The 18,297-nt window shown below is 62.5% G+C and carries 12 protein-coding genes; 9 read left to right on the top strand and 3 right to left on the bottom strand.

Translation table 11 applies throughout. The features are described 5' to 3' along the window. Positions 1-11 precede the first annotated feature (11 nt). Complete coding sequence (locus IPK32_21985; GenBank protein ID MBK8094558.1) at positions 12-2,099, bottom strand: agarase; 2,088 nt, start codon at positions 2,097-2,099, stop codon at positions 12-14. A 172-nt stretch (positions 2,100-2,271) separates the two neighbouring features. Here IPK32_21985 and IPK32_21980 point away from each other — a divergent pair, with 172 nt between their 5' ends. The 5 genes from IPK32_21980 to IPK32_21960 all read left to right on the top strand — a co-directional run bounded on the left by IPK32_21980 (position 2,272) and on the right by IPK32_21960 (position 8,935). Next, entirely contained in the window at positions 2,272-2,799 is a 528-nt protein-coding gene (locus IPK32_21980) for a sigma-70 family RNA polymerase sigma factor (protein MBK8094557.1), read from the top strand. After that, the gene (locus IPK32_21975; GenBank protein ID MBK8094556.1) at positions 2,796-4,256 is read left to right on the top strand and encodes a FecR domain-containing protein; all 1,461 of its coding nucleotides are present in this window, start codon (positions 2,796-2,798) and stop codon (positions 4,254-4,256) included. Before IPK32_21980 ends, IPK32_21975 begins: the two co-directional genes overlap by 4 nt. Positions 4,257-4,265: 9 nt before the next feature. Then, positions 4,266-7,040, top strand: a complete 2,775-nt coding sequence (locus IPK32_21970; protein ID MBK8094555.1) for a PSD1 domain-containing protein — start codon at positions 4,266-4,268, stop codon at positions 7,038-7,040. Next, entirely contained in the window at positions 7,037-8,482 is a 1,446-nt protein-coding gene (locus IPK32_21965) for a DUF1501 domain-containing protein (GenBank protein MBK8094554.1), read from the top strand. Before IPK32_21970 ends, IPK32_21965 begins: the two co-directional genes overlap by 4 nt. A gap of 273 nt (positions 8,483-8,755) precedes the next feature. Beyond that, on the top strand, positions 8,756-8,935 hold the full coding sequence (locus IPK32_21960) for a hypothetical protein (protein MBK8094553.1): 180 nt from the start codon (positions 8,756-8,758) through the stop codon (positions 8,933-8,935). 7 nt (positions 8,936-8,942) lie between these two features. Here the strand turns inward: IPK32_21960 and IPK32_21955 are convergent, their stop codons facing one another. Next, the gene (locus IPK32_21955) at positions 8,943-9,572 is read right to left on the bottom strand and encodes a response regulator transcription factor (protein ID MBK8094552.1); all 630 of its coding nucleotides are present in this window, start codon (positions 9,570-9,572) and stop codon (positions 8,943-8,945) included. Beyond that, a complete protein-coding gene (locus tag IPK32_21950) occupies positions 9,569-11,614 on the bottom strand; it encodes a sensor histidine kinase (protein MBK8094551.1) in 2,046 nt (681 codons plus the stop codon). Before IPK32_21950 ends, IPK32_21955 begins: the two co-directional genes overlap by 4 nt. Before the next feature lie 172 nt (positions 11,615-11,786). On the opposite strand from IPK32_21950, the gene IPK32_21945 reads away from it, so the two are divergent. The 4 genes from IPK32_21945 (at position 11,787) to IPK32_21930 (ending at position 18,136) form a co-directional block, all read left to right on the top strand. After that, entirely contained in the window at positions 11,787-13,571 is a 1,785-nt protein-coding gene (locus tag IPK32_21945; GenBank protein ID MBK8094550.1) for a cellulase family glycosylhydrolase, read from the top strand. Further along, positions 13,492-13,962 carry a hypothetical protein gene (locus tag IPK32_21940; protein MBK8094549.1) on the top strand — a complete coding sequence of 157 codons (471 nt, stop codon included), beginning with the start codon at positions 13,492-13,494 and terminating at the stop codon, positions 13,960-13,962. Before IPK32_21945 ends, IPK32_21940 begins: the two co-directional genes overlap by 80 nt. A gap of 8 nt (positions 13,963-13,970) precedes the next feature. After that, positions 13,971-15,689, top strand: a complete 1,719-nt coding sequence (locus IPK32_21935; GenBank protein MBK8094548.1) for a hypothetical protein — start codon at positions 13,971-13,973, stop codon at positions 15,687-15,689. 125 nt (positions 15,690-15,814) lie between these two features. Continuing rightward, positions 15,815-18,136 (top strand): autotransporter-associated beta strand repeat-containing protein, encoded by a 2,322-nt coding sequence (locus IPK32_21930; GenBank protein MBK8094547.1) that lies wholly within the window; start codon positions 15,815-15,817, stop codon positions 18,134-18,136. Positions 18,137-18,297: the final 161 nt, after the last annotated feature.

Genomic DNA, 18,297 nt, shown 5'->3' with positions numbered 1-18,297 from the left:
CTCATCGGAGCTTATTTCCCGCGAAACCGCGCATCCTCCCACGCAAACGGCGCTCGCCTCCCCAGCAGCAGGTCATAGATCGAGTGGTTCGTCTTCATCATCTCCGCTAGCATGTCTTTCCACGGGCGATCCGCCACGCTGATGAGGCCCGTATTGTAGCTTTCACCATTGTATTGGCTGAACCACCGCCCCGTCGTCGCCTGATCGACCAGCGTGAACCACTCGATGCCCACAACGAAGCCCAGCGCCGCGCTTTGCTCGACATAGTTCCGATACGCCAGCCCGCGCTCCCGCTGCGTGCTCACCTCCCGCCCGCCGATCAGCCCGCTGTCCTTCGGTGAGGCCCAGAAGAACTCGCTCAACATCATCGGCTTGCCACCCGTCCACTCGTGGTAGCGCTTCAGCGCCGCCGTATCGACGCCGAAGGTGTAGTAGTTGTAGCTCACCACATCGAGATGCTTTCCCATGATGCGGCAGAGCTGCTCATCCTCGATCGTGATCGGCTGGAGGCGGCTGCCGAGCAGCAGATGATTCGCGTCATGCTGGCGGAACACTTTCTCGATCTGCGTGAAGTAGGTCTCCAGAAAGGTGCCGACAAAGGCCTTCACATCCGCCTTCGCCGCATCCGTCGTCACCGCGAGCCCAGAATCGACGAGTTCATCAAATGACGACGCCTTCGCGTGCCACGCGGTGTTGAAAGCTTCCACCGTAGCGTATTTCGCCTTCAAAGCGGCCACCAGTTCGCGTTTACACGCGTGCTTGCCATCCAGCGACGGGATCACGCGTGGTAGCTCATCGTAGCGCGGCTCATTCACGATGAACCAGCCGATCAGCATCGGGTCCTGCGCCCGCGTAGGCACCTCGCGGGCGATGTTTTCGGCGATCTTTGCCGCCGTGGCGGCATCAAACGGGTCCCACACCTCATGCGCACCTGGAATGCGCGGCACGCCTTCCCATTCGTTGATCGGCAGATGCGCCACATACGGAAACGCTGCCTTCGGCACCGGGCTAAAGGCCCCGATGCTGTTGAAGCCCCACTTTTTAACCCGCTCCATCATCCGCGTGGCGTGCGATTCGTAATCATAGGCCGCGCCGAATTTTTGGATCACATTCGCGATGTAGAACGAAAAATGATCCGCATTGCCCTCACGAAAAGCGCTGGCGTATTCGCTGTCGATCTTCGGCAACCACTCATAGATGCCCTCGCGGCCCTTCACATAAGTGTAGTCATCATTCGGCGCAAAACCGCACACACCCAGGTGGAAGAACGCATTCCCATCAGGATCGACCAACCACGATTTTTCGCCTTTTTGCTCCACATGGAAAAAACCGGTCTTTTTCAGCCCTAGCGCCTCACCACTGCCCGGCTGGCCACCAAAGCCATCCAGCACCGGCGTCTCGATGCCCGCGTAATAGGCCTTATCCGCCGCCACATCGGCCTTCAGCTCTTCGAGCGACTTCAGCTTGTTCGGAAACACATCCTTCAAGCTCTGGCCGAAGGGATCGATCAATTTCTTCACCGACGCCAGATCGGACGTGATCTTGATCCTCCCTGTCACACGATCTGGTATCCACGGCACGATGAACTGCCAGTGATACACCGCCCAGTTCCACTCGCGATTGTCCGTGAGCTGCTGAAATGCGTAATCCGGCGTCAAAAAGCTCAAACTCTGCCCCTGGGCATTTTTGAGCTTAAACGTCGTCGAGTTCAAACTCGCGATCTGCGGCGGTGAGGCCTTCTCCGCCGGAAAAACGCCCTCTTTGTCCGCGATGCGCCACGAGCCACCCTTCGCAAAGCCGATGTCGATCAGCGTCGTCATCTTCCATGACTTCACATCCGCAGGCACATCTTTGAAGACGACCCCGATCCCATCCTTCCCCGCCGAAACCACACACTGCGCCCCTCCTTCATAGCGCAGCATGGTACTCGCGGCCACGGCCTTCACCTCGATGATCTTATGTGCTGGCTCACACTCCGGGTAGCTCAGCGTGAAGCTCCCCAGACTGCCTGCCGTGATCTCGATGCCCGAGTTCGTGGCCTTGAAGTCAGCAGCATTGGCCGTCAATGTGGCGAAAAGAATTAAAATGATAGGTTTCATGCGATACACGCTTCATCGCATTTCCCGACTCAGAAGCAATGATCTCAAACCGCTAGCCGCGAGGACTGCTTCAAAGAGCCGGCTGCGGGTGTTTCATCTGCTGCTGAATGGAGATCGAAACTTTTTCCGGCAAATAAGCGCACGGCTGGCGACGACTTGGTAGTCAGCCTTTATGTCCCCGCCATCCGAACACGAGCGCCATGCCCAGTTTCTCCGCCACTACGCGGCGAGCGAGGTGGCGTTGCACACGTTTGTGAGGTCGCTGGTGCCCACGCGGCAGATGGCTTCGGAGGTGATGCAGGATGTCATTCTCGTGCTGTGGGAGAAGTTTGATGCGGCGGCGGATTTCCAGGGCTGGGCCTTTGGCGTGGCAAAGAATGTCGTTCTGCGTCACCTGCGTCGGCAGTCGCGGGACAGGCATGTGTTTGATGACGAACTGGTGAACCAGCTCGCCGATGATGCGGCTGCCTTGGTGGCGGTGCATGATGGGCATCGCGAGGCCCTGGAGCACTGCCTGGACAAGCTCCCCGCCGCGCAACGTGAACTGGTGCTCACCGCCTACACGAAGGGCACCCGCATGGATGAGCTGGCCACCCGCCGTGGGCAGACGCCGATGGCACTCTACAAACTGCTCCACCGCATCCGGCAGGCCCTGCTGGAGTGTGTGGAGCGCACACTCGCCAAGGAGGAACACGCATGAATACAGATTCACACGAACTCATCCAGCGCCACTTGGCCGGACTGCTCACGGAGGAGGAAGCTGCCGCACTGCAAAACCGCCTGAAGGCCGACACGGACCTGCGGAGGCTCTACCTGCACTACATGAATCTGGACGTGGCACTGGAGGCGAAGGCGACTTGCGCCGCAGGGGCACGCGAAATGCTCACCACGCTGCCGGATACGAGCCGTTCGCCACGGCAGTTCTCCTGGCGTCCGCTAACCGCAGCAGCCTTCATCGGCGCGGCGGCGGCCTGTGTGGCGCTGGTGGCGTGGTGGCTTAGTCCGCAGGACTTCGCGCGTGTGGAAAAGATCGTCGGGGTGTCGAGTCTGGCGCCTGGATCCGCTTTGCAGGGCGAGAGGCACGAGCTGCAAGCCGGGACACTGGCTCTGATCACATCCAAGGGCGCAAAAGTCGTGATCGAGGCTCCGGCGGTGTTTCAATTTGAGTCCGCTCAGCGTCTGCGGCTCACGCAGGGTCGCCTTTCGGCGGATGTGCCGCCTTCGGCGAAGGGTTTCACGGTGATCACGCCTTCGGGGGATGCGGTGGATCTAGGCACGCGGTTCGGCGTGGATGTGCCGCTCGCGGGCGAGGCGGAGGTGCATGTGTTTCAGGGAGAAGTCATCGCCCATGCGGCGAAAGACCAGCGCAGCCTGCGCACCGGTGATGCGGTGACGATGACGACCGGCGGCCAGGCGGCGCGTGATTTGCGCTCGGCGGCCTTCATTCAAGGCGATGAGGTGAACGAACTCACCGCCGGCCTCGCCGCAGGCCAGCGGGCACGCTCAGAGGCCGCTTTGTCAAAGCTCCGCGAGGACCCCGCCTTGATCGCCTTGCTCGATTTTGAGTCAGGCGAGGCTCCGGACACCTGCCGCACGACGCAAGGCCGCTGGCCGGGATCGCGTGCGCCGGAGTTTGTGCGTGTGGGCGATCATTTGAAGCTCGATCTCGGTGGTGAGCGCACCTGGCCGCGGCTCACGCTGGCATCGTGGGTGCGGCTAGACCGGCTGGATGCGCCTTATCAATCCCTGCTGCACACAGATGGTTGGGAGGTGAGCAATCCCGGTCAGGTCCACTGGATGGTGAATCGCTACTCCACCATGCGACTGGCGCTCAAAGGTAACGCAGGCTCCTCAAGCCCCGATGGCTTTCCAGACTCGCTCAGGCCTGTTTTGCCCGAAATTGGCCGATGGATGCATCTCGCCGTGGTTTATGACTCCGAGGCGAGAACGACGCGTTTTTACCTCAACGGCCGCTTCGACAGCGAAAGCCGCGAAACGACGGCTCATCCCGCCCGCCTCGGTCCCGCACAAATCGGCAACTGGAACCGCACGGATCGCAAACTCAGCGGTCGCGTGGACGAAATACTCATCCTAGGCCGTGCGATGAGCGATGCGGAGATTCAGTCGCTCTTCGAATCCGGCAATCCTTACCGTTGAAGCTTGTTCATGCGTTTCCTGGCTCTTTTCATCACTCTTCCCGCTTTCGCCGTGCCGGTGGACTTTGTCCGCGAGGTGCGGCCCATCTTTGAAAAGCACTGCTATGAATGCCACGGCGAGAAGAAGCAGAAATCTGGCCTGCGTCTTGATGTGAAATCCGCCGCGTTCAAAGGCGGTGACAATCACGCGCCGGACATCGTGCCCGGAAAGGCCTCCGAAAGCCCGCTGGTGCAATTTTTGACCTCGGACGATGAGGACGAAGTCATGCCGCCAAAGGGCAAACTGGCCGCTGCGGAGATCGAGACGCTCACAAGATGGATTCATGAAGGCGCGAGCTGGCCGGATGGCGTGGATTTGGCGAAGGTGGAGGACAAACGCGATCATTGGGCGTTCAAGCCGATCCAAAGCGTCGAGCAAAGGGCGAAGGGCAAAGAGATTGATGCCTTCATCGACGCCAAGCTCTCAGAGAAAGGACTGCATCGTTCGCAGCCCGCAGATCCCGTCACCTGGCTGCGACGGGTGACCTTTGATCTGACGGGTCTCCCGCCCACGCCAGAGGAGGTGGCAGAGTTTGATAGGTCCTATAAGTCACATGGGCCATATATGACCTATTCCTCAGCCGTGGACCGTCTCCTGGCCAGCCCGCGCTACGGCGAGCGCTGGGCGCAGCACTGGCTGGATGTCGTGCGCTACGCGGACACGCATGGTTTTGAGGTGAACACCGAGCGACCTCATGCCTGGCCGTATCGCGACTATGTGATTCGGGCATTCAATGCAGACACGCCGTTTGACCGCTTCATCAAGGAGCAAATCGTGGGCGATTCGATGGGTATGGATGAGGCCACGGGGTTCCTCGTCACGGCCTCCGTGCTGCTTCCGGGCCAGATTGGCAAGGATGCGCCGTCCATCCGGCTGGCGCGGCAGGATTCGCTCGATGAGATGGTCACGAACATCGGCCAGACCTTCCTTGGGCTGAGCGTGGGCTGCGCTCGCTGCCACGATCACAAGTTTGATCCCATCAGCGCCAAGGACTACTACGCCATGCAGGCTCTGGTGGCGGGTGTGGAATACGCGGATCGTGAGCTGCGCACGCCCAAGGCACTGGCGAGGAAGAAGGAAGCCGCCACGGCCCGTCAGCGCGATGCACAGATCACGCAGCGGCTCACGCAGCTCTCGCCGATGGCTCGTCCGGGAAAAAAGGAGGGCGTGCAGCGCCCGACGGTGCGGGCGACGATGAACATCGACCGCATCGCGCCGGTTCGCACGAAGCGCGTGAGATTTACCATTCGCGAGACGAACAGCCTGGAGCCTTGCCTTGATGAGCTGGAGGTCTTCAACACCGCCGGCGTGAATGTGGCGCTCGCCAGTGCCGGGGCGAAGTTGAAGACCTCGGGCGATAAGATTTCGCGCAACCGCCATGAGCCGGCGTTCATTCATGATGGTCGCTACGGCAATGAACGAAGCTGGATGTCGAACGAGAAGGGCAAGGGCTGGGTGGAGATCGAGTTTGCCCGCGAGGAGGAGATTTCACACATCGCGTGGAGCCGTGATCGGCTGGAAAAGCTGGAGGACCGCGTGGCGCTCAATTACGCCATCGAGATCGGCCATGACAAAGGCTGGCTTTTGGTGGCGGACGCTAGTGATCGTCGCCCGCATCAGTTGGGACTCGGAGCCGGCCCGGAGTTTGTGTTTGAGGGCTTGCCCGAGACGGAAGCGAAGGAGATACGGCGTCTGCTCAATGAACGCGGCAGTCTTTTGGCCAAGATCAAAGCCGGCGAGCAGGGCCAGCTCGCCTTCGCGGGCACCTTCCGCGAACCGGACGACATTCATCTGCTCAATCGCGGCGATCCCGAGCAGCCGAAGGAATCCGTCATGCCCGCCGTGCTCAGCGCTCTCGGTGATGTGAAACTCACCGATGCGACGCCCGAACTGAAGCGCCGCCAAGCGCTGGCCGACTGGATCGCCAGTCCGCAGAATACGCTGACGGCCCGCGTGATGGTGAACCGCATCTGGCAAGGCCACTTCGGCACCGGTTTGGTCGCCACGCCGAGTGATTTTGGCCGCATGGGCATGAAACCCACGCATCCCGAGCTGCTGGACTGGCTCGCAAGCGAGTTCATCCGCAGCGGATGGAGCGTGAAGCACCTGCACCGGCTCATCGTGCTGAGCGGGACGTATGGGCAAAGTAGCTTCGGCTTTAGCCGAACGGATGCGGCTAAAGCCGCAACCACTTTGGACTCCGAATCCAAATACCTCTGGCGCTTCCCCAGCCGTCGCATCGAAGCGGAAACACTCCGCGACTCCATGCTCGCCGTCAGCGGAAAGCTCAACTTCACGATGTATGGCCGTGGATTCGATCTTTTCGACAAACGAGGCGGTTTGAGCGGCTTCAAGCCTGTGGAGACCTTCAAGCCCGAAAACCAGCGGCGCATGATTTATGCCCACAAAGTCCGCCGTGAGCCGGAAACCGTCTTTGGAGCCTTTGACTGCCCGGACGCGGGCCAAAGCACCGCCCTGCGCCGCGCCTCCACCACGCCGATTCAGGCGCTAAATCTCTTCAACAGCCGCTTCACGCTCGAACACGCTCATGCGTTCGCGGAGCGGGTCAAACGTGAGGCGGGAGGCGATGCAGCCGCCCAAATTCGCCGCGCCTACGAACTCGCCCTCAGCCGAAAACCCACCACCGCAGAGAGCAACGACACCCTGCCGCTCGTGAAGCAACACGGAGCCTCTGTGCTTTGCCGGGCGCTCTTCAACAGCAACGAGTTCCTTTTCATTCCATGAACGCTGAGCATCTCACTCCCCATGGCCTGCGGCTGCTGAACCGCCGCGGCTTCCTCACGCAGAGCGCCACGGCGCTCGGTGGCATCGCGTTGTCGAAGCTGCTCGCGGACGATCAGCTTCTCATCGACCCAGCGCGGCCTTTTGCGCCGAGGCAGCCGCATTTCGCGCCGAAGGCAAAAAATGTGGTCGTCATCTTCTGTGCTGGGGCGGTGAGCCAGCTCGAAACATGGGACTACAAGCCGGAACTCATCCGATGGGATGACAAACCTTTGCCTGGAGGTCCAGCGGTGACGTTTCAAGGCCCTGCAGGCAATCTGGCGCGTCCGCAGTATACCTTTCGGCCTCGCGGACAGACGGGCAAGATGGTGAGCGACATGATCCCGCATCTTGCGGAGCTGACGGACGACATCGCGTTCATCCACTCGCTCACCAGCAAATCGAACACGCATGGCCCGGCGGAGAATTTTCTTTCCACGGGTTCAGTGCTGGATGGCTTTCCCTCGCTCGGCTCGTGGGTGACGTATGCGTTGGGCACCGAGAGCGAGGAGCTGCCATCCTATGTCGCCATCCCCGATCCACGTGGCGTGCCGCAGAATGGGGCCAACAACTGGGGGCCAGGATTTCTCCCGGCCGCCTTCCAAGGCACCACGATGAGTTCCAAGGAGCCAGTGCGCCATCTCAGCGCTCCCGGCATCACCGCAGATGCCGACCGTGCCGCACGCTCGCTTTTGCAAAAGATGAACGCCCGCCATCTCGAAGCCCATCCGGGTGACAGCAAGCTCGCTGCCCGCATAGCCAGCTATGAACTGGCCGCGCGGATGCAGCTCAGCGTGCCCGAGATCAACGACCTGTGCACCGAACCCGCGCACATCCTGAAGATGTATGGCGCGGACGACACGCAGGACGCCAACAAGGCCGCCTTCGCCAAGAACTGCATCCTCGCCCGCCGCCTCATCGAAAAAGGCGTGCGCTTCGTGCAGCTCTTCAACGGTGCCTATGCCAGCGGTGGCGCTCTCAACTGGGACGGGCACAGCAAGCTCAAGGAGCAATACGACGTCCACGCCCACATCCTCGACCAGCCCGCCGCGGCGCTCATTCGCGACCTGAAACAACGCGGCCTTCTGCAAGACACGCTCGTCGTCTGGTGCACCGAGTTCGGACGCATGCCCTTCTTCCAAAAAGGCGCGAAAGGCCGCGATCACAATCCCGACGGCTTCACCTGCTGGCTGGCAGGCGCAGGCGTAAAGCCCGGCGTCAGCCATGGCCGTACCGATGACCTCGGCCAACGCGCCATCGAGGACGTGCATCCGCTTTACCACTTCAATGCCACCATCCTTCATCTACTCGGCCTCGACTTCGAAAAACTCAGCTTCGAGCACAACGGCATCCAGCGCCGCCTCACGAATGTGGAGGGGAAGGTGATCCGCGAAGTGCTGGCGTGAAATGCCCGCGGCCACTCACAACCACGACGCCGAGCGCATCCGCGGGGCGCTTCTGCAAGTGTGAAGGGAGGAGCGCAGCATTCCACAACCCGAATCATTCCTCTCCTTGCGTGCGTATTGGCTCGCTCGCTCATTTACTAAACGCTCGATTCTTGCCCTCACTCTCTCCTTCATCACCGCCGTGCAGGCGGACGTCACGCTGCCGGCGACGTTTTCGGATCACATGATTCTCTAGGCGGATGCGGCTGTGCCGGTTTGGGGCTGGGGGAGGAGGTGAGCGTCTCTATCGCGGGGCAGACGAAGTCGGCGAAGGCCGATGAGAAGGGCGAGTGGCGGGTGAAGCTCGATCCACTGAAGTCCGGTGAGAGCACCATGATGACGGTGAATTGCAAAAATACGATCACGATCCACGATGTTCTCGCGGGTGAGGTGTGGCTGTGGATCGGCCTGTAGCCTGCACTCAATCCCCCAGGTGAACGATGCCGCGGCGGACGGCTTCGATGGCGGCCTGGGTGCGGTCCTGGACGCCGAGTTTGGACAGGGCGTTGGAGATATAGAGTTTCACGGCGGATTCAGAGAGGCTGAGTAGGAACGCGATTTCTTTGTTGCTGCGGCCGTTCACGATCTCGGTGAGCATCTGCTGTTCGCGCGGGGACAGTGTGTCCTGCGCCTCACGCGCGGCGAGTTTGCTAGCGATGGATGCGGGGAAATGCTTTTCACCGGCGGCGACCCGGCGCAGGGCGAGCAGCACATCGGCGATTTCGGCGGATTTGGTGACATAGCCGCTTACTCCCGCCTGCACGGCTCTCCAGATGTCCTCCGCGCCCTCAAACATGGATAGCAGCAGCACCCGCGCTTTTGGATGCTCGGCTAGGATTCGCGCGGTGGCCTCTGATCCTGTCATGCCAGGAAGCTGGTAATCCATGACGACGGCATCTGGCAGGTGCTGGCGATAAAGGGCGACGGCTTCGGGGCCATTGGTGGCCTCGGCGACGAGTGTGAGGTCGTCCTCGGCGGAGATGGCTTCGGCGAGCGCGAAACGCATCATGGCGTGGTCATCGACGATGAGGATGCGGATGCGGCGGCTCATGCGGGCGGGGTGTTTGGCGCTGGATGGAGCGCGCTGAGGCGCAGGGTGGTGCCGCTGCCGGGCGCGCTTTCGAGGTGGAGCACGGCATCGAGCTTGTTGGCGCGCTCGCGGATGCCTAGGAGGCCAAAATGGCCGCGTGGCGGTGGGGCGGTGGTGTCAAAGCCGCAGCCGTCGTCATGGATTTCGAGCGTGGTGGCTGTGGCGTGGTAATCGAGGCTGACGCTGATGCTGCCGGCTTTGGCATGGCGCAGGGCATTGATGACAGCCTCCTGGGTGATGCGCAGGAGGTGCATGGCCTGGAGGCCGGCGGGGCGCGGGCCTTTGCCTTGTTCTTTGAGGGTGAACTGGATGCCTGCTTCTTCCGCGATGGGCTGGAGCAGGTCCTGGATGGCTCCGGCGAGGCCGCGCTGGTCGAGAGCGACACTGCGGAGATCGCGGATGGAGGTGCGGGCCTCATCGCGACAGCGGGAGAGCATTCTCTGCGCGAGATTCAGCGATGCCTCCGCCTGAGCTGGCTCACGAGCGATGCGCTGGCGTGCGGTGCCAATCTGGATGGCGAGGCCGGCGAGATCCTGCTCGATGGTGTCGTGTAGCTCGCGGGCGATGCGCTGGCGCTCGTCTTTGACAGCGGAGCGCTCGATCTCCTGGGTGATGAGGCTCGTCTGGGCACGCACGCGGCGGCGTAGCTGGGCGATCCAGATGAAGGCGAGCACGGCGAGCGCGGTTACGAAACCGAGGAGCCAGAGCATGCGCTGAAGCGTCCACCACGGGGCGGGGTGCAGCACGCGCACGTCGCCAGCCTCCCGCAGCAGGAGGTGAAAGCCATCCACACGATGATCTCCGGGGAGTGGATAGGTGCTGGTGATCTCACAGATGCCGGTGAGGTGCAAAAGATCGCCACGGCTCAGCACGGGCAGGTGATCGGATGCCGCCAAACTGAGGCGTGCCTCAAAGATCCACTCGCCAGCGCGGCATTGCAGTACGGTTTCGCCATCCGTGGCGAGACGGGTGGTGAGGTATTCGGCCTCGGTGCTGCTGAGCTGGGCGTGGTGGCGGGTCAGATCGCGTGGATCGAGTCCCAGCGGCTGCGGCTCGGGCGCGGTGCCTGGGGCGATCTTTTGCACGCGGCTGGCCCGCAGCGTGGGGCGAAAGGGGGCGAGCGAGCCGACGCCCCACGCCTCTACTTTGTCACCAGGCCGCAAGGTCTCGGTGATGGACGCCTGCACCATCAGCGCCTCGCTTTCATCCCGCAGATAGATGCGGTCCGGCATGGCTGCGGTGACGATACCGCGCACGCGCACCAGTTCGCGCGTGCCAGCATCACTGCGGAGCAGCTCATGGGCCGCGCGCAGCGGTGGCAGGTGAGTGGCGGGAGTCGAGTGAGGGGCGAGCTGGAGGTGATCCAGGCCGGGGACGAAAAGGTAGCGCCCGGTGAGCTGGCGCTGGCGATTGAAAAGCGTGCCGACCGTGCCGGAGACGGTGACCTGCTGCTGCATGAGGCTGGGAAGCAGCGGTGTGAGAGACACGCCGTCCGGGAACTGGAGCATGAAGGTCCAGCCGTCCACCTCCGCCACCAGCATCTGGCGGATGCGGTCGCTGCGCCTGCCGGTGATGATGGCCTGCACCCGCACCCACTGGCAGTCATTGGAGGGAGAAAAAAGATCGGCTCCCGTGGCGGCGCGTGCTTTCAGCGGTGGGCCTTCCGCGTTTAGCAGCGTGATCTGCTCCGTACGGATCGCTGGCAGGAAGCCCCCGGCGATGGTCACGCCCTCCAGCCGCACCCGCGTGCCAAAAGCCAGCGGCTGGCGCGGCTGCGGCTCCGCACGCTCGACGTAGATGCCCTCCAGCCCATCATGCACGAGACAGCTCCTGCCGTCTGGTTTGTCGGCGAAGGTGACGGTGGCCTCGATGCTGGCCCGCAGGCCCATCCCCGCCATCTCCGGCGGCAGTGCGCGGATGGAGGAGATGCTCTCCAGCACCTCCTCCGCCCGCACACACGGAGCGAGCAGGAAAAAGAGCATGAGATGGAGACGACGTGGCATGGCTGACGCGCACTGTAGCAAAGGATGCACGCGGCTGGGAACTGACCGTTTGGGTATATTGTTCTTTTCCGGTGATGGTCGTAGAGGTGATCCACATCCTCCTTCCATCGCCCTTATGTTAGCCTTTCGTTTTTCGCACCTGCTGCTGTGCGCTGTTTTTTCTCTGACGCCCATGGTTGGGGCTGAGGAGGCTCCTTTGCTGGGCAATGGGGATTTTGAGGCTGTCACGAAGGAGCTAGGCTGGCCGGATGGCTGGGGAAGGCCCAAGGACGGTGGCTCCTGGGAGGCGGATGAGGGCGGTGGACACTTTCTGCGGCTGAACTCGACGACGCCGGGCCTGATGGTGATGCTTTACCGCCAGGTGCCGGTTAAGGCGGAAATGCGGGCGCTGGAGTTTTCCTGGCGATGGCGCTGCTCCGGGCTGAAACGCGGCAAGCAGTCGTGGTTCGATGCCCGCTTCATGCTGAGCTTCAAAGACGTCGAGGGCAAAAAAGTCTCCCCCGGGCCACCGAACCCGAATCTGGGCAAAAGCACGGATGGCTGGGTGACTGGCAGTGTGAAATTCCTGGTGCCTGAGGGCGCGGTGATGCTGGAGGTCATCCCGGCACTGTTTCAGGTGGAAAGCGGCACGCTGGACCTGGATGATCTCGTTTTGAAACTCACCGATCCGGCTCCGGTCGAGGCGGAGGCACGCGCCAAGGCCGCCGCGCTCCATGAGAAGCAAACTCGTGATGCGGCGAAGCGCCACGCCAAGGCGGCTGAGCTGCTGGCGAAAGAAGGCACGCTGATCAGCAACGGGAGTTTTGAGATCGCCGATAAAAAGAAGTCGTGGCCTGCTGACTGGTCCGGCACTGCGACGAGCGCGGGCATGAGCTGGGAAACAGGAGCCAGCGGCCGCCACATCCGGTTGGAGTCCACCACGCCTGACAAGACGCTGATGCTTTTCCGCGTCATCAGCCTGCCTGCCGACGCGCGTGCGCTGGAGCTGACGTGGCGGCAACGTGTCACCGGTTTGAAGCCCGGAAAAGAGCCGTGGTTCGATGCACGCCTGCTGATGGAGTTCAAAGGCATGGACGGGAAGAAAATGGCAGGCGCGCCGAAGCCGCCCACGAGCCGGAAGGACACCGAAGGCTGGGTCACCCGACAGACGCGCTTCCTTGTGCCGGAGGGCGCGGTGACGCTGGAGCTGATGCCTGCGCTGTTTCAGGTGAAAAGCGGCACGCTGGAGCTGGATGACTTTGTTTTGACGCCAACGGAGCCCGGGCCGCTCATCGCCGAGGCAAAGGCAGCGGAGGAAGCGCGGCTGGCCGCCATCGTGTCTGTGGAGCAGCCGCGCCGTGAGGCCTGGCCGCAGCCGCTGCATGTGGAGGGCCGTCATGTGCTGAACGCGGATGGCAAACCTGTGCGCCTCCAGGGGGTGAATGTCATCAGCCTAGAGTGGAATCCTGATGGCGAGCAGGTGATGAAGGCATGCCTCGTCGCCATCGAGCAATGGAAGGCCAACATCATCCGCCTGCCCGTGGCGCAGAAGTTTTGGTTTGCCACCAGCGGCGGCAAAAAGGACGAGGGAGCCTCCTACCGTCAGCTCGTGAGCGATGTGGTCACACTGGTTGCGAATCGTGGCGCGTATGTGCTGCTGGACCTGCATCAGTTCGGCGCGCCGACACAGGAGCACGCCGACTTTTGGGCCTCGGCGGCGCCGCTTTTCAAAAACCATCCTGCTGTGCTTTTTGACCTCTTCAATGAGCCGCACGGCATTTCGTGGGAGATTTGGCAAAACGGCGGCGAGATACCGGTGAAGACAAAGCCCGGCGAGGAAGACGCCTTTATCAGCGCCGAAGACAAAGCGAAACAAGCCGCCGCCAGGCGCTGTGGGCATGCAAAAGCTGCTCGACATCATTCGCAACAGTGGCGCGAAGAACATCGCGCTCGTGGGCGGCCTGGACTACGCCTTTGATCTCTCCGGCATGATGAACGGGCACATGCTCGATGATCGTGGAGGCAGCGGCATCATCCTTTCCACCCACATTTATCCATGGAAGAAGGACTGGGCGGGCAAAGTGCTTGTGGCGGCGGAGACGCATCCCATCCTCGTCGGTGAGGTGGGCGCAGGGAAAGAAAAGATGAGCTGGCTGCCTGCGGAGTGGCAGGAGGACGCCGCCACCTGGGTGCCAGCCATGCTCGGCCTGATCCAGAAGCATGAGTTTCACTGGACGGCCTTTGCCTTTCACCCCAAAGGCGGCCCGCCCATGCTCACGAGCTGGGATTACACTCCGAATGAGACCTGGGGCGATCCCGTGAAGCGGGCCATCGCTGGAGAGAAGTTCGTCATGGACAAGCTGCGCTGAAAACCACCATGTCGCTCCGCATTTTCGCCATCGTGCTCGCCCTGGGCACCACCGCTCTCCAAGCCACCCAACCGCTGCGCATCGTCGGCACGGGCGCGCGCATCGCCTACACGCGGTTCACCACCAGCGGCACCGCCACTGCCTTTTGGCAGCGTACACCGCATGTGCTGGGCGGCCCGGTGGCGGAGCTGGACATCGGATTCATGAACTGGCTCCACAGCACCACGGCGGAGGTGCAGAGTGACAGCGCCGTGACGCTGCACTTTGCCTGGATCACCCGCGCCAGCACGGGGCAGGTGGTGCCGCTCACCTTTGCCGGGCAGCGGCAGCTCAGCATGCCCGCCAACTCCACGCAGGCTTACTTCCTCGCGGATGCGATCCCCTCCAGCACCTGGACGGGCGCGGCACCCGCGAGGGATGAAATCTTCTGGGTCTATGCCAAAGGCAGCGTCGCCACGGCGGGCAGCATCTGCCTCGGCACGCCCAGCACCTACTCCGGCGCACGGTTTGCCATTTATGATCCGGTCAATGATCCCGGCACGAAGGACTTCGCCGGAGCGCTGCCATCCATCACCGGCCAAAATGCACGCACGGATGCGCTGCCCATGGTCTTCCTCGGTCGCTACACTGGGCCGGGCCATCTCTCCGTCATCGGTGTGGGAGACAGCATCATGAGCGGTACGGGTGACACGGCGAATCCCGTGCCCGTCATCTCAGGCTACGGTTTTTTTAATCGAGCCGCCGTGGACGCTGGCGGTGCCAATGCCATCGCCATGATGAATATCTCCCGTCACGGCGAGGCTGCGGCCAACTGGGTCAGCTCCCACGGCTTGCGCCAGCAGTTGCTCGCTTTTGGAAATGTCGCCGTGGAGGAATACGGCACCAACGACATCGGCAGCAACGGCGGCAGCGCCAATGTCACCAACATCTACAACCGCCTCGTCAGCGTGTGGGGAAACATCCGCACCGCCGGTGTGCAGCACATCCTCCGCACTCGCCTGCTGCCACGCACCACCTCCGCTAGCGGGAACTGGATCAGTCTCGCCGATCAGACGCCCAATCCCGGCTGGGGTGCTGGCGGCGCACGGGACCAGATCAACAGCCTCTTCACCACCGCGCTCTCCGAGGGGAAAATCGACACCGTGGTGGACAGCCTCACCGCCGTGCAAGACCCCGCCGATGACCACTGCTGGATCAGCACCGGGGCCGCCGACTACGCCACCTCAGACGGCACCCACGCGCGATCCGCCTCCAATGCGCTCATCGCCCCCGTGCTGCGCGACGCCTTGCTCGCTACCAAGGTGGACGACTACGCTGCCTGGGCCGCCACCATCCCCTGGGGCGGAGCCGACCGCAGCGCCACCGCCGATCCCAATGCCGACTCCGTGCCCAATCTGCTCGCCTACGCGCTCGACGCGCCCGGCATGACCAGCGCCACCACTTTTCTGCCCCAGGCGCAAACAGACACCACCACGTCCGGCGGCCCTTGGCTCAGCTTCACCTATCGCAAAACCGAACGAGCCGCCGACCTCATCCACAGCGTGCAAACCAGCACCACTTTGAGCGGTTGGGCACCCGTCACCATCGACGGCGTGAACTTCATCACCGAGACCGCGCACCCCGATCCTGATGGTGATGGCTCCTGCGTCCTCATTCGCGTGCGCATCCGCCTCCAGGCAAGTGATCCCGTCTTGTTTGTCCGGCTACAGGTCACGCAGGCACCCTAGCCATCCGGCCATATTGCCAGAAATGGCGGCTGCAATCAGGCTGCGGACAGGTCGCGACCAACCTCCAGCTGATCCTTCTCATGCACCTTGCCCCATCCTTTTCACCACGCACCCTGGTTCGCGCGTTGCTTTTTAGCACCGCCCTTTTCACCAGCAGCGTTTGGGCGCAGACCACGGGCTTTAATCAAGCCGGCGCGGGGCCGCATGATTTCAACTACTCAGCGAACTGGGTCGGCGGCGGCATCAATGGCGTCTGGGACTCCTCGCTGACACTCACGGCTGCTCAGACGGCCACCTTTGGCGCGGACACCACGCTCACCAGCGGGCTGAACTTTGGCTACACGGGAAATTTTGATCTCACGCTGCGCTCCGCAGGCACCGCAAACCGCACCATCACGCTTGCGGGCGACATCGTCGTCAATCCCGTGAGCAACCGCACCATCACCCTGGGCAGCACCACCGCCAATCAGGGGCTGAACATCGACCTCGGTGGCGTGAACCGCAGCATCACTGTGAACACCAGCAAGGTGCTGACCTTCCTCAATGCCATCTCCAACGGCGACTTCACCCTCACGGGAAACAGCCCCACGGCGGCGGGCGGCACGATGAAGCTCGCGGGTGCCGGCGGAAACGCGGCAAGCTCCGACATCACCGTCACGCAGGGCGGCATTTTGCAGTTCGACAGCAGCACCAGCGGTGTCACTGGCACCACGCGGGCACAGAGCGTCACCCTCCAGTCCAGCGGCAGGCTCCTCGTCAGTGGTAACTCGACCGCGAACTCAGCGGACAGCATCTCTGGCAATCTCGTCATCAATGGTGCCTCCCCGCTCGCTCAAAGCGCAGGCAACACCGTGCCCACCGTGACGCTCAGTCCGAATGCCGCGCGCAACACCCGGCTCACCTTCACCAGCGTGGACCGCCAGGCTCAGGGCGTGGCTGTTTTTCGCGGCACCAATCTCGGAGCCAACACCATCGCCAGCAACACCGCCAACAGCGGCAACATCGAAATCACCGGCACCGCGCCTACTCTTGTCGGTGGCGGAGGCGCGGCAGGCACTACCAGCATCAGCATCGTCCCCTGGGCGCTCGGCGGCACCTCCGGCAGCGACATTGGCTCCACTTTTGTCACCTACACCGCCGCCAATGGCATTCGCCCGCTGAATACGGGCACCGAGTTTGCAGCGGCCTTCGGCAGTGCCACGGACAACGTGCGCCTCACCGCCAGCAGCGCCATCAGCAGCGGCACCACGGCCAACTCTCTCATCCTCGGCAGTGCCAGCACCGTGCTCTCCGGCGCAGGCACGCTCAGCGTCACCAGCGGCGCGGTTTTCTTTGCCTCCACCAGCCAGAGCATCAGCGCCCCTCTGGATTTCGGCAGCGCTCAAGGCGTGATCGGCATGGCCCGCGCCGCCACCATCTCTGGAAACATTTCCGGCACTGGCGGCCTCGCTCTCTACGGCCTCCGCACCGACGAACTACTCACTCTCTCCGGCACCAGCAGCACTTACACAGGCGACACCCACATCCTCGGCGCGGCCATCATTTCCAACGGCGTGCTGCCCAGCGGCGCACGCACCGGTGACGTGTATGTGCAGGGCACCTACCGCCTCCCCGTCACCGGTGGCACCGCCAGCATCAACGGCCTGAACGGCAGCGGCTTCGTCACTTACGGCAACTCCACCGCCGCCGCGCTCAGCCTGGGCGGCAACAATGCTAACGGCACCTTCACAGGCACCATCAGCAACTCCGCCAGCACTCTCTCGCTCACCAAAACAGGCACCGGCACCCAGATCCTGAGCGGAGCCAACACCTACAACGGAGCCACCAACGTCAACTCAGGTGCCCTGGAACTAAACAACACCACAGGCTCCGGCACGGGCACAGGCACTGTCACCATCGCCGCCGCAGCCACACTCCAAGGTGACGGAGCCATCACCACGGCCGCCAACAACTATGTCTATATCAACGGCACCTTCCAAATGGGGCGCACCGGAGCCACCGCCGGCAGCGACTTCACTCTGAACACCTCCGGCACCGGCAGCACCGTCTTTGGTGCCGTCAGCTACCTGGACATCGACCTGTGGTCCACCACCGGAGCCGATCAAAGCGGATCGCTCGCCGCCGCCGACATGCTCCGCCTCTTCGGCACGCTCGACATCACCAGCGGAGCAACGCTGAAACTCAGCAACCCCAACACGCTCACCTTCCAGAACGGCGACATCTTCCGCATCTTCGACTGGACCGGCCTCACAACACGCACTGGCACCTTTACGGAGGACTTCACGGACATCACCCTCGCCCCCGGACTCAGCATCGACAGCTCCAATCTCTACACCCTCGGCACCATCAGCATCGTCGGCGTGCCCGAGCCTTCCAGGGCCATCCTTCTCATGCTAGGCCTGACTGGCCTCATGCTGCGCCGCCGCAAAAGTGCCGTGCATAACTAGCAACACTGCGGATGCCCCGCGTAGGATGCGAGACACCGTCATCATGCCTCGTGGGCGCACGGACGTTTTTTTGATTCAGCCAAGGATTGAATGTGAATGAATCAGCGTCGCGATGAGCTGCTGATCGGCCCGACTGTGCCCCCAGGCATGAACCTCGCTTG

This window comes from Verrucomicrobiaceae bacterium (genome assembly GCA_016713035.1).
In the GTDB taxonomy this organism is placed as follows: domain Bacteria; phylum Verrucomicrobiota; class Verrucomicrobiia; order Verrucomicrobiales; family Verrucomicrobiaceae; genus Prosthecobacter.
Note: the sequence above shows the minus strand (reverse complement) of the source record. Positions and strands in the feature narration are given on the sequence as shown.